The sequence below is a fragment of the Devosia aurantiaca genome (genome assembly GCF_011058215.1).
Lineage (GTDB): Bacteria > Pseudomonadota > Alphaproteobacteria > Rhizobiales > Devosiaceae > Devosia > Devosia aurantiaca.
The window spans coordinates 863,151-885,029 of sequence record NZ_JAALFG010000002.1; the positions used below are offsets into that span (position 1 = coordinate 863,151).

17 protein-coding genes and 7 pseudogenes are annotated in these 21,879 nt (G+C 62.1%); 10 read left to right on the top strand and 14 right to left on the bottom strand.

From position 1 onward, the window contains the following. Positions 1-2 precede the first annotated feature (2 nt). The 3 genes and pseudogenes from G5575_RS12040 to G5575_RS12050 all read right to left on the bottom strand — a co-directional run bounded on the left by G5575_RS12040 (position 3) and on the right by G5575_RS12050 (position 3,414). On the bottom strand, positions 3-1,391 hold the full coding sequence (locus tag G5575_RS12040; protein WP_164534514.1) for a DEAD/DEAH box helicase: 1,389 nt from the start codon (positions 1,389-1,391) through the stop codon (positions 3-5). 387 nt (positions 1,392-1,778) lie between these two features. After that, entirely contained in the window at positions 1,779-2,570 is a 792-nt protein-coding gene (locus G5575_RS12045; protein WP_164534515.1) for a molybdopterin-dependent oxidoreductase, read from the bottom strand. Beyond that, positions 2,567-3,414, bottom strand: a pseudogene (locus G5575_RS12050) (cytochrome b/b6 domain-containing protein). Before G5575_RS12050 ends, G5575_RS12045 begins: the two are co-directional and overlap by 4 nt. Positions 3,415-3,638: 224 nt before the next feature. Here G5575_RS12050 and G5575_RS12055 point away from each other — a divergent pair. Further along, a pseudogene (locus G5575_RS12055) lies at positions 3,639-4,147 on the top strand (sigma-70 family RNA polymerase sigma factor). Next, complete coding sequence (locus tag G5575_RS12060) at positions 4,144-4,782, top strand: NrsF family protein (RefSeq protein ID WP_164534516.1); 639 nt, start codon at positions 4,144-4,146, stop codon at positions 4,780-4,782. Before G5575_RS12055 ends, G5575_RS12060 begins: the two are co-directional and overlap by 4 nt. Positions 4,783-4,820: 38 nt before the next feature. Here the strand turns inward: G5575_RS12060 and G5575_RS22490 are convergent, their stop codons facing one another. The 4 genes from G5575_RS22490 to G5575_RS12075 all read right to left on the bottom strand — a co-directional run bounded on the left by G5575_RS22490 (position 4,821) and on the right by G5575_RS12075 (position 6,804). Beyond that, positions 4,821-5,117, bottom strand: a complete 297-nt coding sequence (locus G5575_RS22490) for a superoxide dismutase (protein WP_456236461.1) — start codon at positions 5,115-5,117, stop codon at positions 4,821-4,823. A 46-nt stretch (positions 5,118-5,163) separates the two neighbouring features. Further along, positions 5,164-5,511, bottom strand: a complete 348-nt coding sequence (locus G5575_RS22495) for a hypothetical protein (protein ID WP_456236462.1) — start codon at positions 5,509-5,511, stop codon at positions 5,164-5,166. Between the two features lie 115 nt (positions 5,512-5,626). Further along, a complete protein-coding gene (locus tag G5575_RS12070) occupies positions 5,627-6,274 on the bottom strand; it encodes a ThuA domain-containing protein (RefSeq protein ID WP_164534517.1) in 648 nt (215 codons plus the stop codon). 62 nt (positions 6,275-6,336) lie between these two features. Next, entirely contained in the window at positions 6,337-6,804 is a 468-nt protein-coding gene (locus G5575_RS12075; RefSeq protein ID WP_164534518.1) for a GtrA family protein, read from the bottom strand. A gap of 229 nt (positions 6,805-7,033) precedes the next feature. Here G5575_RS12075 and G5575_RS20450 point away from each other — a divergent pair. Both G5575_RS20450 and G5575_RS20455 read left to right on the top strand, forming a co-directional pair. Further along, a pseudogene (locus tag G5575_RS20450) lies at positions 7,034-7,714 on the top strand (metallophosphoesterase); the annotation flags it as partial. Positions 7,715-8,193: 479 nt separating this feature from the next. Further along, complete coding sequence (locus G5575_RS20455) at positions 8,194-8,640, top strand: 5'-nucleotidase C-terminal domain-containing protein (protein WP_328766101.1); 447 nt, start codon at positions 8,194-8,196, stop codon at positions 8,638-8,640. Positions 8,641-8,685: 45 nt separating this feature from the next. Here G5575_RS20455 and G5575_RS12085 read toward each other — a convergent pair whose 3' ends face one another. Continuing rightward, a complete protein-coding gene (locus G5575_RS12085; RefSeq protein ID WP_164534519.1) occupies positions 8,686-9,051 on the bottom strand; it encodes a response regulator in 366 nt (121 codons plus the stop codon). 197 nt (positions 9,052-9,248) lie between these two features. Here G5575_RS12085 and G5575_RS12090 point away from each other — a divergent pair, with 197 nt between their 5' ends. Further along, entirely contained in the window at positions 9,249-9,644 is a 396-nt protein-coding gene (locus G5575_RS12090) for a DUF4260 domain-containing protein (RefSeq protein ID WP_164534520.1), read from the top strand. 37 nt (positions 9,645-9,681) lie between these two features. Here G5575_RS12090 and G5575_RS12095 read toward each other — a convergent pair. From G5575_RS12095 to G5575_RS12120, 6 genes and pseudogenes are all read right to left on the bottom strand, one after another. After that, positions 9,682-10,724: pseudogene (locus G5575_RS12095) on the bottom strand (Gfo/Idh/MocA family protein). A gap of 129 nt (positions 10,725-10,853) precedes the next feature. Next, positions 10,854-11,642 carry a ThuA domain-containing protein gene (locus G5575_RS12100; protein ID WP_164534521.1) on the bottom strand — a complete coding sequence of 263 codons (789 nt, stop codon included), beginning with the start codon at positions 11,640-11,642 and terminating at the stop codon, positions 10,854-10,856. Between the two features lie 179 nt (positions 11,643-11,821). After that, entirely contained in the window at positions 11,822-12,829 is a 1,008-nt protein-coding gene (locus tag G5575_RS12105) for an ABC transporter ATP-binding protein (protein ID WP_164534522.1), read from the bottom strand. Between the two features lie 5 nt (positions 12,830-12,834). After that, positions 12,835-13,686: a carbohydrate ABC transporter permease gene (locus G5575_RS12110; protein WP_164534523.1), complete on the bottom strand. Its 852-nt coding sequence runs from the start codon at positions 13,684-13,686 to the stop codon at positions 12,835-12,837. A 10-nt stretch (positions 13,687-13,696) separates the two neighbouring features. Beyond that, a pseudogene (locus G5575_RS12115) lies at positions 13,697-14,668 on the bottom strand (carbohydrate ABC transporter permease); the annotation flags it as partial. A 78-nt stretch (positions 14,669-14,746) separates the two neighbouring features. Further along, a complete protein-coding gene (locus tag G5575_RS12120; RefSeq protein WP_164534524.1) occupies positions 14,747-16,003 on the bottom strand; it encodes an ABC transporter substrate-binding protein in 1,257 nt (418 codons plus the stop codon). A gap of 478 nt (positions 16,004-16,481) precedes the next feature. Between G5575_RS12120 and G5575_RS12125 the strand changes: the two genes are divergently transcribed. The 5 genes and pseudogenes from G5575_RS12125 to G5575_RS12145 all read left to right on the top strand — a co-directional run bounded on the left by G5575_RS12125 (position 16,482) and on the right by G5575_RS12145 (position 21,829). Beyond that, positions 16,482-17,498 (top strand): substrate-binding domain-containing protein, encoded by a 1,017-nt coding sequence (locus G5575_RS12125; RefSeq protein ID WP_164534525.1) that lies wholly within the window; start codon positions 16,482-16,484, stop codon positions 17,496-17,498. Positions 17,499-17,800: 302 nt separating this feature from the next. Then, positions 17,801-18,907: an ABC transporter substrate-binding protein gene (locus tag G5575_RS12130; protein ID WP_164534526.1), complete on the top strand. Its 1,107-nt coding sequence runs from the start codon at positions 17,801-17,803 to the stop codon at positions 18,905-18,907. 264 nt (positions 18,908-19,171) lie between these two features. Beyond that, positions 19,172-20,038, top strand: coding sequence for an ABC transporter permease (locus G5575_RS12135; protein ID WP_164534527.1), 867 nt, complete (start codon positions 19,172-19,174; stop codon positions 20,036-20,038). Further along, positions 20,035-20,820: pseudogene (locus G5575_RS12140) on the top strand (ABC transporter permease); the annotation flags it as partial. The gene G5575_RS12135 and the pseudogene G5575_RS12140, both read left to right, overlap by 4 nt. A gap of 6 nt (positions 20,821-20,826) precedes the next feature. Continuing rightward, positions 20,827-21,829, top strand: a pseudogene (locus tag G5575_RS12145) (ABC transporter ATP-binding protein). Positions 21,830-21,879: the final 50 nt, after the last annotated feature.

The following is a 21,879-nucleotide window of genomic DNA, read 5'->3' on the forward strand; positions in this document are numbered from 1 at the left end:
CCTTACGCTTTTACCGCAGCGCGTTTGGCGCGGCCGGCTTCGCGTTGGGTCTTGCTCCAGCGCGGCTTGCCGTCGGCGGCTGGCTTGGCGCGGGCGCCGTCGGCCTTGGGCGCACCGCCCTTGGTGCGTTCGCCACCGGGACGCGGGGTGTTGAACTTGCGCGGATCCTTGGGCTTGGGGTTGCGCGCGGTGCGGGCGCCGCCCGGGGCACCGGCAGAATTGCGCGGCGCGCGCGGCGCCTGCACTTCTTCGACGAGGTTGACGTCACCCGACACCGGCAAGGTGCGGCGGATCAGCTTTTCGACGTCGCGCAGCTTGCTCTTTTCGGTGCCATCGCAGAGCGTGATGGCAATGCCCGAAGCGCCGTTGCGGCCAGTGCGGCCAATGCGGTGCACATAGTTTTCCGGATCGTCGGGCAATTCATAATTCACCACATGGGTAATGCCCTGCACGTCGATACCGCGTGCCGCAATGTCGGTGGCGACAAGGATGCGCACCGAACCGTTGGCAAAACCCTTGAGCGCAGCCTGCCGGGCATTCTGCGACTTGTTGCCATGGATGGCAGCTGCTTCATGCCCGTCGATGGCAAGGTTTTTGGCCACGCGATCGGCACCATGCTTGGTGCGCGAGAAGATGATGACGCGCTCCATGCCTTCCTTTTCGTCGGCAAGGAGGTCGTTCAAGACGCCACGCTTGGCCTTCGAACCCGACATGATCACGCGCTGGTCGATCTTGACCACGGTCGAGCCCTGCGGCGCGGCCTCGACCTTGATCGGATCCTTCAAGAGCGTCTTGGCCAAGTCCTCGACCTCTGCAGCCATGGTGGCCGAGAACAGCATGGTCTGGCGGCGCAGGCCGATCTGCTTGGCGATCGCGCGGACAGGAGCGATAAAGCCCATGTCGAGCATGCGGTCTGCTTCGTCGAGTACCAGCCAGCGCGTTTCGTTGAGCTTGATCTTGTTGTCGTCAAGGAGGTCCTTCAGACGGCCCGGGGTCGCGACCACGACGTCTACGCCCTTGGCGATCTTTTGCACCTGATGGTAGCGCGAGACGCCACCGAGGACGAGCACGGTGTCGAGCCGCATCTTGGAGCCGGCGAACTTGCGCAGGTTTTCTTCGATCTGCACGGCGAGTTCACGCGTCGGCGCGAGGATCAGCGCGCGCGTCGTCATCGGCCGCGGACGGCCGGTCAGTTCCATCAAACCAGCAAGGATCGGCAGGCCGAAGGCGGCCGTCTTGCCCGAGCCGGTCTGGGCGATGCCCAGCATGTCCCGGCCCTCGAGCAGCTTGGGGATCGCCTGGCTCTGGATCTTGGTGGGCTCGGTGAAGCCGCCGGCAGTCAGGCTGTCGGTGAGTTGGGTCGGCAGGCCGAGCGAAATGAAATCGGTCATTGGTGTCTTTCACATTGCGCCAAACGGCGCGTGCGCCCAGCCGATGCGGCGGGCGCGACTTCAAAGATGCAATCGTGCGACGGGATGATCGCGCGGGTGCTGGCTCAAACCCGGACCGCGCTCCACTGGAGGGGGTATCCGGGCTGACTTCGCCGCTCACCGCTTGAGTAAGAAGAGAAGTCCATCGGCGGTCATGGTGCCGCGACGTGTGGCTGATATGGGGGAGTTGGCGGCAAAAGGCAAGGACGGCGGTGCATGGGTGCTGTGCAGCAAGCTTTTTCGGCCACCAGCTGTCACCCCCGCGAAGGCGGGGGCCCATCCTGAAATCTCAAGATGGGTACCGGGTCAAGCCCGGGGTGACAGCCGGTGATAGTTGGAGCAGCTCAGCTAAATCCCGCCATACCAATCATATCCCACATCCTCCCAATACCCGCCCTTGCCCTGGCCAAAGGGCGACAGGTCATCCACGAGTTCGATCGTGTGCAGGTATTTGGGCTGCTTGTAGCCAAGTGCCCGCTCGATCCTCAATCGGATTGGGGCGCCGTTGCTCACCGGCAGCGGCTGGTCGTTGAGGCCATAGCTCAGAATCGACTGCGGATGGTAGGCGTCCACGAGGTCGGAGCTGGTATAATAAAGGATATCGCCCGACAGCGTGCGCTGGATGTTGTCGTAGCAATGGTAGACGGCAAAGCGCGCGGTCGACTTGACGCCAGCCTGGTCCAGCAGCGGACCGAGCGGCGTGCCGGTCCATTTGGCGATGCAGCTCCAGCCTTCCACGCAATCGTGCCGCGTGATCTGCGTGCGCGCCGGCATATTGCGCAGCTCAGCCAGCGAGAAACTCACCTCGCGATCGACCATGCCTTTGATGGTGAGGCGATAGGGCTCGAAATTGGCCTGCCGCAGGAACATATATTCGGGCGTCGTCGGCTCGGTCGAGCCATTGGGCTTCATGCCCTGCCGGATTTCGCTCTGCCCATATTCCCGCGCCAGAACCTGGTCGCCGATCAACGCGCGCTGCGCCTTGTAGGTCAGCACATTGGCCTGCTCGATCACATTGCGCACCGGATTGTCGCGCTGGCCCAGAAAGTCGAACTGGTTGCAGCCCGATACCATCAGGCCTGAACCAAGAGCTGCCGAACCGGCAAGAAAGCGCCGGCGATTGATGATCAGCTTGTTCATGGGCGATCTCCTTCCTGGCGGGGCGTGCCCGGGCTGGTTCGATACCAGCCCGTGATCATGGACCGAAGCTCATTGATCGGACCGGCAAGGACGACCATCAGCACGTGGACGATGAAGAACAGCACCAGGAGGACCATGACCCGAAATGGATGGTGCGCGCCGTTTGCCGTCCGCCAAAGACATCGAGCAACCACGGCCAGGATGCGTTCATGCCAGGGCTCATGGTCAGCCCGGTGAGGATGATCAGCGGGAAAAGGATGAAGAAAACGGTAAAATAACTCAGCTTCTGCAGCGGCGAGTAGACGCGCCGATGATGAAATCGAAACCGAGCATGGTCGACGACATCACGGCCCAGGCCAGTGACGTCGCCGCCGCGCGGAATGATATCGCGGCGCAAGTGGCCGTTAATGAAGCTGGCCAGAAACCAGATGAACAACGCGGCGACAAAGATCCAGCCGAAAAAGAAATGCAGCACGCGCCCGGTCGCAAGATCGCGGAACGAGGGGATGGTCACCGCGCCCGGAAAACCCTGATAGGCCGGTTTGTCGGCCGTGCCGCTCATGCCGAAGACGCCGGTCGTGTCGAAAGTCTGGCCGAAGATCGTGGTCTGGCCGCGCGGGCCATCGGGCGTGTTGACCGGCGCCATGCGCAACACGGCATTGTCGAACTCAAAACCCGATTGCTGCCCGACATAGAGCGCTGGATGGGCATTGAAGATCTGCAGGCCAGTGAGCAGGAGGAAGAACAGGCACACGACCCATACCCAATGCGTCACGCGCGTCCAGATCGACTGGCGATACACCAGCGGGCCGCGCGTCGGCGGCAGTCCAGTCGTCTCGGTCATCTTCCCCCTTGGGCTTGCTCTGCCTTAAGCTACGGTAGCGCATCGGCAAATGGCTCGCCATCACGGCAATTTTTCTTCTTGCTGCACAACTCTCTATTCGGCATCGCTTCCCGAGGCGTTACGTGCCCTCGCATTTTCGTGCGCGCCGTGTAACTTCCCTCCTCATGCGGGCGAATAAACAAACAGTGCAGGCAGATGCGACCGAGACGAGGCTGCGCGGGCTGATGCGTGCGTCACTCGACGGCGATAAGGCTGCTTATCGGCGTCTGCTCGCGGATCTCGCGCGCTATCTGCGCCCCTATTTTCTGCGGCGGCTCACCCCCGCCCACCAGTCGCACGCGGAGGACCTCGTGCAGGAAACTCTGCTGGCCGTTCATACGCGGCGTATGACCTATGATCGCAATCGGCCCTTTACCGCCTGGCTGCATGCGGTAGCGCACCATAAATTTGTCGATCATGTCCGCCGCTCGTCCATCCGCCAAACCGTGCAGCTCGAAGACGATGCGCCAGTTTTCGCCGAGGACCTCAGCGGTAACGCGGCCGACCGGCACGACGTGGATATCGTGCTCGGGGTGTGACGGAGCGGACAGCTGATCTCATTCGCGAAACGCGCCTCGAAGGCCTTAGCGTTGCGGAAGCCGCCGCGCGACACGGCATGACTGAGACAGCCGCCAAGGTCTCCATCCATCGTGGCCTCAAGGCGTTGATGGGCCGGTTCGGAGGCGCCAAATGAGCGAGCAGATGATCGACCGGCTTGCCGCCGACCTGACGCCGGTGCCGCCGCGCGCGATGGAGCGCCGGCTGTTGATGGCGCTCATCGCTGGCTTGGCGCTGACGGGATTGCTGACCTTCGTCGTCTTCGATCTTCTCTTAGGTCACGACCTGGGCGCTGCCTGGGGCAGCACCATGTTCTGGGTCAAGGCGGGATATGCACTGGCCTTCGGTCTTCTGGGTCTTGGTGCCGCACCGGCGCTCGCTCGTCCCAATGGCCGCATTCGCTGGCCGCTGGTCGGCGCCGCGGCGCTCGTGCTTATGGCTGTGGGCATGGGCAGCATGTTTTGGAGCCAGACCGGCTACGACATGCCGACGCTGATGGGCAGCACCGCTCTGCTCTGCCCCTGGCTCATCGCACTGACGGGCCTGCCGCTCCTGACCACGCTTCTGATGGCCTTGCGTAGCATGGCGCCACGCTCGCCGAGCATGGCGGGTCTTGCTGCTGGCCTTTGTGCCGGGGGACTGGCCGCGGCGAGCTACGCCATCTACTGCGGCGAAACGGGCATGATGTTCATGGCCGTCTGGTATTCGCTAGGGATCGGGATTGTCGCAGCGTTGGGCGCCGCTCTCGGGCGCTGGCTGCTGCGTTGGTGAGACCCTCGGGACGAGCCCGAGGGTGACAGGGGTCGCTTTTAGTCGGCCAGGGCCTCGGCATAGCGTTCCGAGACTTCGTCCCAGTTCACCACATCCCACCACTTGGTCAGGTATTCGGCGCGACGGTTGTTGTAGGTGAGGTAATAGGCGTGTTCCCAGACATCATTGCCGATCACGGGCGTGCCCTTGACCTCGGCCACGTCCATCAGCGGATTGTCCTGGTTCGGCGTCGAGGTGATTTCGAGTTCACCGGCTTCGTTGACGATTAGCCAGACCCAGCCCGAGCCGAAGCGTGCAGCGCCGGCGGCTTCGAAATCGGCCTTGAACTCATCCATCGAGCCATAAACGGCGTCGATTGCACTCGCCAGTTCTTCGCTCGGCTCACCGGACTCGGCCGTCGGCCCGATGATTTCCCAGAAGAAGGTGTGGTTCCAGTGACCACCTGCTATTGCGTACGCCCGTCGGCTGGGTGCCGGCAGTGGCGACGAGTTCCTCGACTGTTGCGCCTTCAGCAATGTCACCGGCTTCAACGGCCTTGTTGAGGTTATCGACAAAGGTCTGGTGATGCTTGGAGTGATGCAGCTCCATCGTCTGCGCGTCGATGACGGGCTCGAGCGCGTCATATTCATAGCCGAGCTCGGGCAGCGTGAACGCGGCCTCCTGTGCAGAAACCGGCAGCGTGAAAGCGGCGACGGCCAGGGCAGCGATCGCAGGCGTAAAGGTCTTCATCAGGGTGCTCCTTAACGGGTGTTAAGGCAGAACCCGAGGATACCCATGCAGTTCCGACATCGGCTGCGGCGAGCCGATGACGTTTTCGTTGGAGGGGAGCGGGATGCGGCTTGGCTTATTCGTCGCGCGCCGCCCAGTTCATGCCGCGGCGCATGATGGTGGCCATGTTGGAATTCTCGAACTCCTTGGCCGCGTGCCCAAGCGTCATGTGGAACACCTTGCCCGCGCCATGACGCCGCTTCCACACCACCGGCATGGTGACGCCGTCGATCCAGCTTGCATGCTCGCCGGTAAAGGTTGTGGTCGCCAATACCTCGTTGGAGGGGTCGACATGCATGTAATATTGCTCTGACGTATAGGGGAACGACTTGATCCCGGCCATGATCGGATCGTCGGGCTTGGTCACGTCAACCGTATAGTCGATGATGTTGCCGGGATGAGCCACCCACTGGCCGCCGACCATGAACTGGTAGTCCACCGCTTCGCGGAAGGCGTCGCTCATGCCGCCATGGTGACCGGCGAGGCCAACGCCGCCCTGGACGGCTTTGGTCAGGTTTTCGACCTCGGCCTTCTCGATCTTGCTCATGGTAAAGATCGGGATGATCAGCGACAGATCGTGGATGGACGGATCGGCGAAGGCTTGGGTCTCGGTGGCCATGCGCACCGAGTAGCCGTCCTCATGCAGCCAGCGCCGATAGATGGCGGCGCATTCCTCCGGGTCGTGACCTTCCCAGCCGCCATAAACGATCAAAGCACTGCGCATGAGCTACTCCCCGCAAATCAAACGCGGCGGAGAATACTCTACTCGAGCGCTATTGAAAGCGCTCAGTTCCGCTCGAACTGCACCTTGAGACGGGGCCCGACTTCAAAAGCCCAGAGCTTGAGAATGACGAAGTTGAGCCCCGATGTGAGCCCCACGATAAGGATCGAAGCCGCTAGGCTCGGCAGACCCATCACCCCGTGAAACAGCTGGCCGAAGAGCGTCGCCAGAACCAGCGCCAGCATCTGCACGGCGATGTAGCGCGGCAGCGCATCGCGATGGGCGGCCACCGAGCGGAAGCTGAAGCGGCGGTGCAGGAGATAGACCGGCAGGATGAAGCCGGCATAGCACCAGGAACTGACGACCCAGGCGTCGATCCGCGGCAAGAGCGCGATCAGGAGGCTGCTGAGAGCGACAAAGCCGAGCGCTCCGCCGCCACCGATGACGATGAACGACAGCAGGCTGCTTTCGGGCGCCCGAACCGGACGCGAGGTTTCGGTCTCGCGCATCAGGCTTTCGAGGGCAAGGCTCATGGGTGGGATCTGCTTGGGGTTCGCCGGGTCGGTGGCTCATAGCAGTAGCACCCAAACCCTTGCACCCGTCTTTACGCCTGCACGCCCTGTTCGACATGCAGGGCTTAACGGTTTGCACCAGCCTGTTGCCAAATCGCCCCAGCCCTTTGCGCTGTCATAAATGTCTGCTTAACTTCCTGCCGGCACTGCCCGGCAGCGCCGATACGAAAGCAAACAAGGGACCACAGGGATGAAAAAGATACTGCTGGGCGCCACCGCGCTCACGCTCTGCGCGGGTTTTTCCACCGCCGCCCAGGCCGAGTTCACGCTGAACATCCTCCACATCAACGATTTCCATTCGCGCTTCGACCCGATCACCGGCACCGACAGCAATTGCGATGCCGAGACCGATGCGGCGGGTGAATGCTTTGGCGGCATCGCCCGTCTCAAGACCATCATCGACGATACGCGCGCCGGCTATGCCGACGGCAATTCCCTGCTGCTTTCCGCGGGCGACAACTTCCAGGGCTCGCTCTACTACACGACCTACAAGTCCAAGGTAGTCTCCGACTTTTTCAACCAGATGGGCTTTGACGTCGTCGCCACCGGCAACCACGAATTCGATGACGGCCCCGAAGAATTCATGAAGTTTATCGACGCCGCCGAATTCCCGATCATCGGCGGCAATTTCGATGTCACGCGCGACGAAAACCTGCGCGGCAAGATCAAGGGCTCGATCGTCCTCGATATCGGCGGCGAAAAGGTCGGCATCATCGGCGCCACCACCGAAGACACGCCCGAAATTGCCTCGCCCGGCCCCAATGTCGAATTCACCGACGTCATCCAATATGTCCGCGGCGCCTCCGAAGCGCTGGACGCAGCCGGCGTCAACAAGATCATTCTGCTCAGCCACATCGGCTACACCGTCGACCTCGAAGTCGCCGCTGCCCTGCCGCTGGTCGACGTGATCGTCGGCGGCCATTCGCACACGCTGCTGTCCAACACTGCCGAAGGCGCCGCCGGCCCCTACCCCACCATGGTCACCAATCCCGATGGCGTCGAAGTGCCGGTGGTTCAGGCCAACCAGTACGGCAAGTATCTGGGCGACATTTCCATCACCTGGGATGACGACGGCGTCGTCACCAAGGCCGAGGGCGAACCCTTCCTGATCGACGCGTCCGTCGAGGCCAACGAAGACTTCACCGGCCAGCTCGCCGAACTCGCCGCCCCCATCGAAGAAGCCATGAGCGTCGTGATCGGCACCGCTTCGGACAATCTCGAAGGCAGCCGCGAAGTCTGCCGCGTCAAGGAATGCTCGCTCGGTAACCTCCTGGCCGACGCCATCCTTGATCGCGTCAGGACCAAGGCGCCGACATCGCCTTCCAGAACGGTGGCGGCATTCGCGCGTCCATCGACGCCGGTGAAATCACCGTTGGCGAAGTCATTACCGTGCTGCCCTTCTCCAATACGCTCGCGACCGTCGACATCTCGGGTGCCGACGTCATCGAAGCGCTGGAAAATGGTGTCTCCGACGTCGAAAACGGCGCCGGCCGCTTCTCCCAGGTCGCCGGGCTGAAATACAGCTACACCCTGTCCAAGCCAGTCGGCGAGCGTGTCAGCGATGTCATGGTCAAGGGCGAAGGCGACGAGTGGGTGCCGATCGACGAGGAAGCCACCTATACAATCGTGACCAACAACTATGTGCGCGGTGGCGGCGATGGCTTCGAGACCTTTGCCGAAGGCGACAATCCTTATGACTTCGGCCCGCCGCTCGAGCAGGTCCTGGCCGAATACATCGCCAAGCAGGGCGGCGAAGTAGCGCCCTATCTCGACGGTCGCATCACCGTCCTCGACTGATCCCGTATCGAAAAATGCGAAGGGCGCCCGCAGGCGCCCTTTCTGCTAGACCGCGCCGATGGCGGTCACGACCTGTTCGGGCCGCCAGGGCTTATGAATGAAGCTCGCATTGTCCGGCAGCTCGCCGGCAAAGGGTTTGCGGCCCGCCGAAACCACGATGATGCGGATATGCGGCCAGATGGCGCGAACGTGGTTGGCCAGTACCATGCCATTGCGCGTTCCGGGCATGTTGACGTCGGTGATCAGGCCGATAAAGGCATCGCCCGCCCGCTCCAGAATGCCCAGGGCCTCGGAGGCATTGGCCGCTTCCCAGGCCTCGTAGCCATTCTCGCGGATCAGCTCCGCCATATCCATGCGCACCAGCGGCTCGTCATCGACAACAAGAAACGATTTCGTATTTTGAACTTGCATAGGGTGGGTACTCAACATCGATGATGCTCAAAGCTTGCAATCTCCTGACAAGGCGAGAGGTTCCCCGTCACACTGTTCACTTCGCCGGGGACTTCTGAGCGCCGACCCATACATCGGCGCATACCGGACATAGGCGCATCGGCAATTGGCCACGGCACCGCCGGTCGCTAGCTCTAAGGGCAACAAGGAGCCCTCAAATGACCCTCGCCCTTCCCGCCGCAGCCGCCACCGGATCCATACGCACCCTGCTTCGCTTTGAAGGCTTAAGCCTGCTCGCCTTTGCCGTTGCGATCTACTTCATCTTCGGTGGCAATCCCTGGCTCTTTGCGCTTTCGTTCTTCGCGCCCGACCTGAGCTTCATTGCGTATCGCTTCGGCCCAAGAGCGGGCGCCATCGCCTATAACGCCGTACATTCCTACCCCCTGCCCCTTCTTCTCGCAGGGCTGGGCTGGCTTTCGGGCACTCCGCTGCTCTGGCAGATTGCCCTGATCCTCGCTGCCCATATCGGCTTGGACCGCAGCCTGGGCTATGGCCTCAAATTTGCAGCGAGCTTCAACCAGACCCACCTCGGTCCCGTCGGCAAGAAGGCCTGACGCGCAACAAAAAGCCCGCCGAAGCGGGCTTTTCTTGTCAGACAGCGTGTTCCATCTTGTCGCGATCGGTGACCGTCGCCAGGTCCAGAACCTTCTGGATATTGGTAGCGTGGCGGAAGCTGGGCTCGAGATTGTGGCCCGAGCGGCAGGCTTCGATGAAGCGCATGTAATTAGTCGGGACGGTTTCGGGCTCGACCTCGGTCCAGGTGCCGGTTTCGGCATCGTCCCAAGGCAGGTGCGCAGCTTGCTCCAGTCATGCCGGTGCTGCACTTCCACCGAACCCAGTTCGCCATAGATGCGCAGGCGCAATTCGTTGAGGTGGCCGGTAGCCCAGCGCGTCGCGTGGATGACGCCCAGCGCGCCGTTTTCGAGCTGCGCCGTCATGGCAAAGCTGTCATTAGCGTCGAGATCATATTCGCCGATCTTGTTGTTCTCGGCTTTCTCGAACGTCTCGAGCCGGCAGAACACCTTGGAAAAATCGCTGCCGGCGCCATAGGCGGCAAAGTCGAGAATGTGGACGCCGATATCGCCGAGCACGCCGTTGGAGCCGTGCTTCTTGGACAGGCGCCACAGCCACTGCGACTCGGAGCGCCAGTCGCCCCAGGCCTTGGAGACCAGCCAGCTCTGGAGGTAGCTCGCCTCGAAATGCTTGACCTTGCCGATCTGCCCCGACTGCACGATCTCGCGCGCCTTTTGCAGCTGCGCGACATTGCGATAGGTGAGGTTCACCATGTTGACGAGACCGGCAGCCTCGGCGGCCTCGGTCATTTCCATGGCGCGTGCATGGTCGGTCGCCAGCGGCTTTTCGCAGAACACATGCTTGCCGGCAGCGATAGCCGCCATGGTCGTCGGATAGTGCACGCTGTCCGGGGTGACATTGGCCACCGCATCGAACTCGCCCCAGGCGATTGCCGCATCGAGCGAGCCGAAACCGCGCTCGATATTATGCGTCTGGCAGAAAGCTTCGACGCGCGCCGGATCGACGTCGACGCCGCCCGCCAAGGTCACGCCTTCAATCGCCGCAAAATGCTTGGCATGCTGGTTGGCCATGCCGCCGGTACCCAGGATCAGGATACGCATCGTCTTTTATTCCTTAGGGGGACAATTGCCCGCTGCTTTATCACCGCGATGCACCCGCGCAAGCGGGATTTCCTGCATCGTGACCATGCGAAAAGAGGCTCCCCTGCGGGAGCCTCATGAACGCTCGGATCAGCTCTTTACCTGACCAGCATGTTCGGAAGAACTCAGCTTCGCGCCGCGCTCTTCGATCTTTTCGATCGCTTCGGCTACCGGCGTGTTCGGCGCCTTCATCAGATGGGCATGGCGGTCGCCGTTATAGGCCCAGTTGACCGCATTGCGCAGCACCTTGCCGACATTGGCGTCGTGATAGGTCGGGTAGGTTTCGTGACCGGGTCGGAAATAGAAGATATTGCCGGCGCCACGACGATAGGTGAGGCCCGAGCGGAACACTTCGCCGCCCTGGAACCAGGACACGAGCACCGTTTCCAGCGGTTCTGGCACGGTGAAGGGCTCGCCATACATTTCTTCGTATTCGAGCTCGAAATAGGGCGGCAGGCCCTTGGCGATCGGGTGACCCGGATTGACCACCCAGAGACGTTCGCGTTCGCCTGCTTCGCGCCAATGAAGGTTTGCCGGCGCGCCCATCAGCGCCTTGAAGACCTTGGAATGGTGACCCGAATGGAGAACCAGGAGCCCCATGCCCTGCCAGACATGCTGCTGCACGCGCTTGACGACTTCATCGTCGACCTTGTCGTGAGCCGCATGGCCCCACCACAACAGCACGTCGGTCTGGGCGAGGACGGCATCGGTCAGCCCATGCTCGGGCTCCTGCAGCGTCGTGGTCTTGATTTCGAGATTGCTGTCTTCGCTCAACAGCTTTGCGATCTGGTTGTGCATGCCGTTGGGATAATTGTCGGCAACAACCTTGTTCTTCTGCTCGTGGACGTTTTCGCCCCAGACCAGGGTACGGATCGGCATTGGTAGTCTCCTAAGATGAGGACCCCCAGGAAACAGGAGGAGGGGTGGAGGGTCCGGTTATCTTCGTGGCAGCCCCGTGAAAACGGGAACCCCGCTTTTCAACAGAGGTTCCCGCCTGAACGGCATGCCACGTTTGAACGAAAAGCTGGCGGCTCAAGACCGCCAGCTCGAACAATGGGTTAGCGCATCGGCTTGCCGGCGCTGTCGAAGCGATGGATCTTGTCCGCCATCGGCGAGATCTGCACGACATCGCCGCTCTTATAGGTATTGACGCCATCGAGCCGCACGACCACCGGCTCTTCGGTGCCCATTTCGAGATAGACGTAGGAGTCGGCACCAAGGTTTTCCGTGTGGATGACCTTGCCGCTCCAGGTGCCATTTTCCGGCACGATGGTGATGTGCTCGCCGCGCACGCCGACCGTTTCGGCACCATAGGCGGCAGCCTTGTCGCCGGAAATGAAGTTCATCTTGGGCGAGCCGATAAAGCCGGCGACGAACACCGAATTGGGGTTTTCGTAGAGCTCCATGGGCGTGCCGACCTGCTCCACCAGACCATCGCGCAAGACGCAGATGCGGTCGGCCAGGGTCATGGCTTCCACCTGGTCATGGGTCACGTAGATCATCGTGACATTGTCCATTTCCTCATGGAGCTTGGCGATCTCGATACGGGTCGCGACGCGTAGCGCGGCGTCGAGGTTCGACAGCGGTTCGTCGAAGAGGAACACTTTGGGGTCGCGGGTGATGGCGCGACCGATGGCGACGCGCTGGCGCTGACCGCCCGAAAGCTGCTTGGGCAGGCGATCGAGATACTGGCGGATCTGCAGCATGTCGGCGGCGCGCTCGACGCGGCGGCGGATTTCTTCCTTGTCCTTGCCCTTTTCGAGCGTCAGGCCGAAGGCCATGTTCTCGTAGACTGTCATATGCGGGTAGAGTGCATAGGACTGGAACACCATCGCGATGCCGCGCTTGGACGGCGCCAGGTCGTTGACGCGCTGTCCGTCGAACAGCATGTCGCCGGAGGTGATTTCCTCAAGACCCGAGATCAGGCGCAACAGCGTGGACTTGCCGCAGCCTGACGGGCCGACAAACACCATGAACTCACCCTTGCGCACATCGAGGTCGACACCCTTGATGACGTTCACGGCGCCAAAGGATTTCCGAACGTTGCGAAGCTCAATTGCAGCCATTTTGCCTAACCCTTGACGCCGCCGGCGGTGAGACCGCTGACGATTTTACGTTGGAAAACAAGCACCAGCACCACGAGCGGCACGGTGACGATGACGGAAGCGGCCATGATCAGGCCCCATGGAATTTCAAAGCGCGACCCGCCGGACAGGAGCCCGATGGCGACCGGCACGGTGCGGGTGGCGTTGGACGAGGTGAAGGTCAGGGCGAACAGGAATTCGTTCCAGGCCGAGATGAAGGCGAGCAAACCTGTAGTCACCAGAGCCGGCCACATCAGCGGCATGAACACGCGGGTGATGATCACCCAGGGCGTTGCGCCATCGACGATCGCCGCTTCCTCGATCTCGACCGGCAGGTCGCGCATGAAGGTGGTCAAAACCCAGACCGTGAAGGGCAGCGTGAAGATCGTGTAGGAGAAGATCAGCGCCCACGGCGTGTTGTAGATGCCGAGGAACCGGATCAGTTCGAAGAGGCCGGCGAGAACCGCGATCTGCGGGAACATCGAGACCGCCAGGATGGTCATCAGCAGCAGCGAACGGCCGCGAAAGCGCACGCGGCTGAGCGCAAAGCTTGCCGTGACGGCGAGGAACAGCGCCAGGATCACGGTCAGCGAAGCGACAAAGACCGAGTTCAGGAAATTGCGCGGGAATTGGCCGCCGGGGCTGAACAGCACTTCGCGATAATTGCTGAAGTCGAACGAGGTCGGCCAATAGGAGATGCGGAACAGGTCCGTACCAGATTTGAAGCTCGTGATGATCGCGTAATAGAACGGGAACACCGCGATCACGACGATCACCGCCACCAGGAGGTAGAACAGCGCCGACTTGGTCAGCTTCCAAAGATTGATGGTGCTGCCCATCAGCGATCTCCCCGTCAAAGTTCACGCGGCCGAGCCAGATGTAGAGGATGGTGAAGAGCGCGATGATCACGAACAGCAAGGTCGACTGTGTCGAGCCTTCCGCGAAATTATCGAACTGGAAAAGGTTTTCCTGGCTGAGCACGCTCATCGTCTTGGTGGCCGCCGAATTGGGCGTCAGCACATAGATGAGATCGAAGATGCGCAGGGCATCGAGCACGCGGAAGATGATCGCCACCATCAAAGCGGGGCGCACCAGCGGCAGGGTGATGCGGAAGAACTGCTTGATCGGGTGGACACCATCGATCTCGGCAGCCTCATAGATGTCCTTGGGGATCATCTGCATGCCGGCAAGGATCAGCAGCGCCATGAACGGCGTGGTCTTCCAGATATCGACCACCAGCACGGCCGTCATCGCCGTATCGGCGGAAGCGGTCCAGGCGACCTTCTGGCTCAGGAGACCGAGCCTGATCCCGAGGTCATTGATGATGCCGAGCTGGTCGTTAAGCATCCAGCTCCACATCTTGGCGGAAACAATGGTGGGAATGGCCCAGGGGATGAGGATGGCGGCGCGAACGATGCCACGTCCCTTGAACTCGGCATTGAGCACCAGCGCCACGATCATGCCGAGCACGGTTTCCCAAAGCACCGACCAGAAGGCAAAGCGCACGGTATTCCAAACCGCATTCCACCAGGCGGGATCGGCCAGCACCCCGCGGAAACGCACCTGGCCCGAGCTTTCCAGAACCTGCCAGCGCAGGTAGTTACCGAAGCCCACCCATTCGGCGCCGTAAAGATTGTTCAGCGAGGCATCGGTGAACGAAAACCAAATCGAGCGCAGCAGGGGCCAACCGGCCACGACCGCCAGCGCAATCATCATGGGAAGGAGGAACCAGCGGGCGGCGCGCACGCGCTGCTGCATAAGTTCGGACCTGGCCCTCCTCACGGGCGGCGCAACGGGTGACGCCAATGCTTCGGTGGCCATGTGCTTGTCCCCTCCCAGGATCGACAATGGCAGGCGGGCAGCAGGAAACCTGCCGCCCACGCCGCCGGATCGTGACGCTTACTGCAGCAGGTCCTGGAGATCGGCCTCGAGAACTTCGAGGTTCTCGGCAGCCGAGCCATTGCCCGAAAGCGTGTTGTGGACGGCGGACCAGAACAGCGACGAGGTCTCGTTGTAGTCGGCCTGGGTCGGTGCGGACGGACGCGGCACAGCGTTCTGGAAGATTTCCTTCCAGTTCGGGATGATCGGAGCGGCTTCGGCAATCTCGGCGTCGTCATAGAGCGCTTCGATCGTCGGCAGGTTGGTCTGCTCGATGGCACGAACCTTCTGGATTTCAGCCGAGGTCAGGAACATGGCGAGTTCGATCGCGGCGTCCTGGTCTTCCGAATACTTGGAAACGGCATAGTTCCAGCCGCCAAGCGTTGCAGCCGAACGGGCTTCCGGGCCTTCGCCGGCTGGGAGCGGCGCCACGTCGAACTTGCCGGCAACGGCAGAGTCCGAAGCTTCGCCCAGCGCATAGGCATAGGGCCAGTTGCGCATGAACACGGCATTGCCGAGCTGCCAGACGCCGCGCGACTCTTCTTCGCCATAGGCGAGGACGCCTTCCGGAGCGATGGTGCCGATCCAGCTTGCAGCTTCCTCGAGCGCTGCCACAGCCTGCTCGTTGTTGATCGAGATGGTGCCGTCCGCTTCCACGATCTGGCCGCCGCCATAGGACTTGACCCATTCAAGGGCGTCGCAGGTCAGGCCTTCATAGGCATTGCCCTGGAACACGAAGCCCCACATGTCGGGGTTCTCGGCGCGCTCGCCTTCCATGATTTCGGTCGCGGTTTCACGCAGCTCGGTCCAGGTCGTCGGCACTTCCTTGCCGTACTTTTCGAGCAGATCCTTGCGGTAGAACAGGGCGGGCGCGTCGGTATAGGCGGGCAGCGCAACGAGCTGGCCGTTGACGGTCTGCGACTCGATGATCGAGGGGAAATGGTCCCCGATGACATCGGCGGCAGCGGCCGACAGGTCGACGAAGTGCTCGGCCAGCTGCGGCGCCCAGATCACGTCGGTCGTATAGACGTCGATGTCGGTATTGCCGGCGGCAAGCCACAGGCGATACTGGCCAAACTGGTCGGTGGTCGACGAGGGCATCGGCACCACGGTCACGGTGTGGCCGGTCTCGGCGGTAAACTTTTCGAGCTGCGCCTGCAGGAACTGCAAGCCATTGCCGGTGTCGCCGGACACAATGGAAAGCTCGGCTGCCTGGGCAGCGCCGCCCACCAGCGTCACGCTGGCCAGCATGCCGACGATCAGTTTCTTCAGAGTCATTAAAAACCTCCCAGTGAAATCATGCACGGGAGAGGCATGTGCGGACGGTCCCGGCGCCTTGCGCCTGACCTCTTATCCTCCCCCGCCAAAGCCCCTAACCACCGGTTGATGCCCGAGGTTTTAAAGCGCTTTGAAGAGAAAAGAACCAGAGGGTCGATTTTCTGTCAAGCGGCACCGGCTCAGATTTTTAAGATATGCCTGTGCGAAAACCTGAAATATACCACAAATCAAAGACTTACGAAAGCAGAAGCAATATGGGCGTTAACTTTTAGCAACTTGCGCTTGAGGTACGCACCTCAGCACAAGGGACAAGCGTCTGCCCTCTTGCGCGAAAATTTGAAATCGCTTTGAATGCCGCAAATGGAGGAGGGAGCGCGCTCGACCCGCAATAGGGGGAGCCGCCTGTTTTGACGGCAATGTTGAAGCGTAAAGGAGGTTCCACCTTCCTGCTCGACGCGCCGCCAGAACCAAAACGCGCATGAGACTGAAAGATCTCGCCGAGCATCTCGGCCTGTCGCAAACCACTGTGTCCCGGGCGCTGAACGGCTATCCGGAAGTCAACGAAGCCACGCGCCGCCGCGTCTCCGATGCAGCCGACGCGCTCGGCTATCGCCCCAATGCCAGCGCCCTGCGCCTGGCCACCGGCCGGGCCGGCGCCATCGGCCTCGTGCTGCGCGGCGCCGATGAGCTGGGTCCGCACATGTCGGAGTTTTTGTCCGGCGTCGGCTCGCACATGGCCGCGCAGGAGATCGACGTGCTGGTCGCGACGGTTGCCAGCCATGCCGAAGAACTCGCCGCCTATCGCCGTCTGGCGGCGAGCCAGAAGGTCGACGCGGTTATCCTTCATTCGCCGACGACACGCGATGAACGCGCCGAACTGCTGCTCGAGCTCAAGATTCCCTTCGTGCTTCATGGCCGCACCGAGATCGGCCATCCGGTCGCCTGGCTCGATATCGACAATGCCGGCGCCCTCGAACGCGCCACCTCGCATCTTCTCGATCTTGGTCACCGCCGCATCGCCCTGCTGAACGGTCTAAGAGGGCAAACCTTCGCCGAACATCGCGAACAGGGCTATTGCGCCGCTTTCGCCGACCGCGGGCTCACGCCGGACCGTGGCCTCATGGCCAACGGTGTGTTCACGGACGAAGCCGCCTTTCGCACGGCGCAAGCCATGCTCGCCCGGCGCCCTGCGCCGACCGCCTTTCTCGCCGGTTCGATGATGACGGCGCTTGGCGTTTTCCGCGCCATCCGCCAGGCCGGCCTCGAACTGGGCACCGACGTCTCGATGATCGCCCACGACGACGTCTTTCCCTATCTCAATGCCGACAACATGTACCCCACCATGTCGACCACGCGATCCCCCATCCGCCAGGCGGGCGCCAGGATCGCAGACCTGATTACCCAAGTGCTTGCCGGCAAGCCCCTCGAAGAAGTGCACGAGCTATGGCCCGTGGAACTGGTGCTGCGCGAAAGCTCGACCAGGGTTCGTGAATAGGACGACACCCCCTTCCGAGCGCCGCTAGGCTCGTTCCTCGCCAAGCTCTGCTTGCCTTCCACTCTGAGGGGGAAGGTGGGCACCGAGTTCGAATATCCACCGCACCCACCCTCCCCCTCAGAGGGGAGGGCACCGAAGCTTAGCCAACGGCTTAGCGTAGGTGGGAGGGGGTGACTTTCTCTGAAACGCTTCGTCATCCCGCTGTCACAGCAGCTTCATCTACCCGTCACGCAGCCGCAATACTCCCTCGCCATTCGCCCGGCACCAAGACCTGAGGCGAACGTCATCAGGGAGTCATAACCATGACCTTCAAGTCCGCGCTCACCGCTTCGGTCTCGCTTCTGAGCGTGTTGAGCCTTTCTGCCCCCGCATTCGCCCAGGCCGACCTCGACGCGCTCTATGAAGCCGCCAAGGCAGAAGGCCAGCTCACCACAATCGCCCTGCCCCACTCCTGGTGCAACTATGGTGGCGTGATCGAGGGTTTCAAGGCCAAGTATCCCGGCATCACCGTCAATGAACTGAACCCCGATGCCGGTTCGGCCGACGAGCTTGAAGCCGTTCGCGCCAATATCGGCAATAGTGGCCCGCAGGCGCCCGACGTGCTCGATATCGGTCTCGCCTTCGGCCCCCAGGCCAAGGACGAAGGCCTGCTGCAGGCCTATAAGGTCTCGACCTGGGACGAAATCCCCGACGATGCCAAGGATGCCGACGGCTTCTGGTATGGCGACTATTACGGCGTCCTCGCCTTCGGCATCAACAAGGACATCGTGACCGGCGAGAACCCCGATTCCTGGGCCGATCTGCAGAAGGACGAGTTCGCCAATTCTGTCGCTTTGGCCGGTGACCCGCGCACGGCCAACAACGCCATCATGTCGGTCTATGCCGCCGGTCTTGCCGCAGGCGACCAGGCTGGTGCAGCACAGGCTGGCCTCGAATTCTTCAAGGCGCTCAACGACAAGGGCAATTTCGTCCCCGTCGACGCCGAAGCCGCCGCCATCGCCCAGGGCACGACCCCGATCGCCATCAACTGGGACTACAATCTCCTCGCCGCGCGCGACAACATGAACGGCAATCCGCCGATCGACGTCATTGTTCCCGCCGATGGCGTCGTGGCCGGCGTCTATGTCCAGGCCATCTCGGCCCATGCCCCGCACCCCAACGCGGCAAAACTCTGGATGGAATACCTTTATTCCGACGAAGGTCAGCTCGGCTGGCTCGAAGGCTACTGCCACCCGATCCGCTTCAACGCCATGAGCGAAGCCGGCACCCTGCCCGCCGACCTGATGGCAAAGCTGCCGGCCGCCGACAACTACGCCAAGGCCGTGTTCCCCACCATCGAAGAGCAGAACGCCAACAAGGCCACCATCACTGGCGGCTGGGATTCCACCGTCGGCGCCAGCGTCCAGTAAGCCGCTAGAACCCAGGTCTGGTGCATCCCTCCCCCTTGAGGGGAGGGACCGAGGGTGGGGGTCCATCAGTGAGCCACTGCACCACCCCCACCCCAGCCCTCCCCCTCAAGGGGGAGGGAGCGCCATCCAGTTCTGGCCGCTACCTAACCACACTCACCACTCCCACCCTCCCCCTTGAGGGGAGGGTACCGCAGCTTAGGTCCAACGGACCTTAGCGAAGGTAGGAAGGGTGTGTCGGCCTCTTAACAATCACGAAGTCCCAAGATGTCGACAGCCAAAACAAAACGCAGCATCCCCTGGGACGCCCTCGCCGTCGCCCCCTTCCTCCTCTTCGCCGTCCTCTTCCTCTTCCTGCCCACGCTCGGCATCATCTCCGCCGCCTTCACCGATCGCGCCGGTAGCTTCACCCTCGACAACATCGCCGGGCTCTTTTCCCCGCAAATCCTCTCCGCCTACTGGATCTCGATCCGCGTCGCGGGCACCTCCGCCATCCTCGGCACGCTGATCGGCCTTGCCATCACGCTCGCCATCATTCGCGGCCGCCTTCCCTCCCCGCTACGCTCCGCCGTCATGACCTTTTCCGGCGTCGCCTCCAACTTCGCCGGCGTGCCCCTGGCCTTCGCCTTCATCGCCACGCTCGGACGCCTTGGGCTTGCGACCATCATCCTGCGCACCGTCTTCGGCATCGACATCTACCGGTCCGGCTTCAACCTCTTTTCCTTTTGGGGCCTCACCATCACCTATCTCTATTTCCAGATCCCGCTGATGATGCTGACCATCGCGCCAGCGGTCGACGGGCTTAAGAAAGAGTGGAACGAGGCCGCGCAGACCCTGGGCGCCACCACCTGGCAGTTCTGGCGCTATGTCGGCCTGCCCATCCTCTGGCCCTCGGTGCTCGGCACGCTGTCGCTGCTGTTCGCCTCAGGCTTTGGTGCCATTGCCACAGCCTGGGCACTGACCGGCTCCAACCTCAACATCGTCACCGTCCTGCTCTATAACCAGATCCGCGGCGATGCCCTTCAGAACCCCGGCCTCGGCGCCGCGCTGGCGCTCGGCATGATCGTCGTCACCTCGATCGCCAACATCATCTATCTCGTGGTCGCCGCCCGCGCCGAAAGGTGGATGAAATGAGGGGCCAAAAATTCTGGGCCTGGCTCATCTTCGGCCTCGGCGCCGCCTATTTCATCATTCCGCTGATCGCCACCTTTGAATTTTCGCTGCGCATGCGCCGCGGCGAATATAGCTTCGATGCCTATGCCTCGGTATTTAGCGACCCGCAGTTTGCCGCAAGCTTTGGCTATTCGATCGTCATCGGCCTCTTCACCATCGTCGTCGGCATTCTGGTGGTCGTGCCCGCGGTCTACTTCGTCCGCCTGCGAATGCCCTGGCTCCGGCCGTTCATGGAATTCGTGACGCTCTTGCCGCTGGTCATCCCCGCACTGGTCCTGGTCTACGGCTATATCCGCCTCTACGGCTCGAGCTCGTTCCTGCCCTTCACCGGCTCGGTGCTAGGCACCGACGTGCTGCTCACCTGCGCCTATGTGACCCTCGCTTTGCCCTTCATGTATCGCGCCGTCGACAACGGCATGCGTACCATCGACATCGGCACCCTGACCGAAGCCGCGCAAATCGCCGGCGCCAATCAGCTCCAGATCATCGGGCAGATCATCCTGCCCAATATCCTTGTCGCCATCCTCTCCGGCGCCTTTTTGACCTTCGCCATCGTCATCGGCGAATTCACCATCGCTTCGCTGCTCAACCGCCCGGCCTTCGGCCCCTACCTCGTCGGCATTGGCACCAACCGCGCCTACGAGCCGGCGGCGCTCGCCATCATCTCCTTCATCATTACCTGGGGCGCCATGGGCATGATCAACGTGCTCGGCCGCTTTGCCCCCGCACCTCCGTCCGGACCGACTGACATGGCCGCCTTTCTCGAAATCGAAAACCTCGTCAAAACCTTTGGCACCAACACGGTGGTCAAGGGCGCCAGCTTTGGGTTCGACAAGGGCGAGTTCATCTCCCTGCTCGGCCCCTCCGGCTGCGGCAAGACCACGATCCTGCGGATGATCGCCGGCTTCGAACGCCCCTCCTCTGGCGCCATCCGCGTCGATGGCCGCGACATCACGCAGCTCAAGCCCAACCAGCGCCAACTCGGCATGGTCTTCCAGGCCTATGCCCTCTTTCCCAACCTCACCGTCGGCGACAACATCGCCTTCGGTCTCAAGATCGCCGGCATGCCCGCCGACCAGCGCCGGGCCCGAGTCGAGGAAATGCTCAAGCTCATCGGCCTGCCCGGCTTCGAAAAGCGCTACCCCTACGAAATGAGCGGCGGCCAGCAGCAGCGCGTCGCCCTTGCCCGCGCTATCGCCCCCAAGCCGCGACTTCTCCTGCTCGACGAGCCGCTTTCGGCGCTCGACGCCAAGATTCGCGTTTCGCTGCGCCAGGAGATCCGCGCCATCCAGCAGGACCTCGGCATCACCACCGTCTTCGTCACCCATGATCAGGAAGAAGCGCTCTCGATCTCCGACCGCATCGTCGTCATGAATGCGGGGGCATCGAACAGCTCGGCACGCCGCACGAAATCTACAATCGGCCGACCAGTCGGTTCGCGGCGACTTTTGTCGGCCACCTCAACCTGCTTCCGGCCGGCCTCTTTCCGCAGGGCGCAGTGGCAAACGCTAGCAGTGTGCTAGCACTTCGGCCGGAAATGCTAAGCCTCACACCAAAAAGCGGCACCGATTTTGCGCTCCCGGCGACGATTACGGACGTCAATTTCCTCGGCGCAGTGGTGCGCCTCAATGTCGACCTAGCCGGCACACCGGTTCATATCGATACCTTCAACGACCAGTCGACGCCCCCTCCCGCGGCGATCAGGTCACCGTCCATATCGCCTCGCGCGACCTTCTGGCCCTGCCCAACTAGTGCCTTGCGGCCTCCACAATAGCGGCCTACCAAGGCTGAGCAGTTGAGGA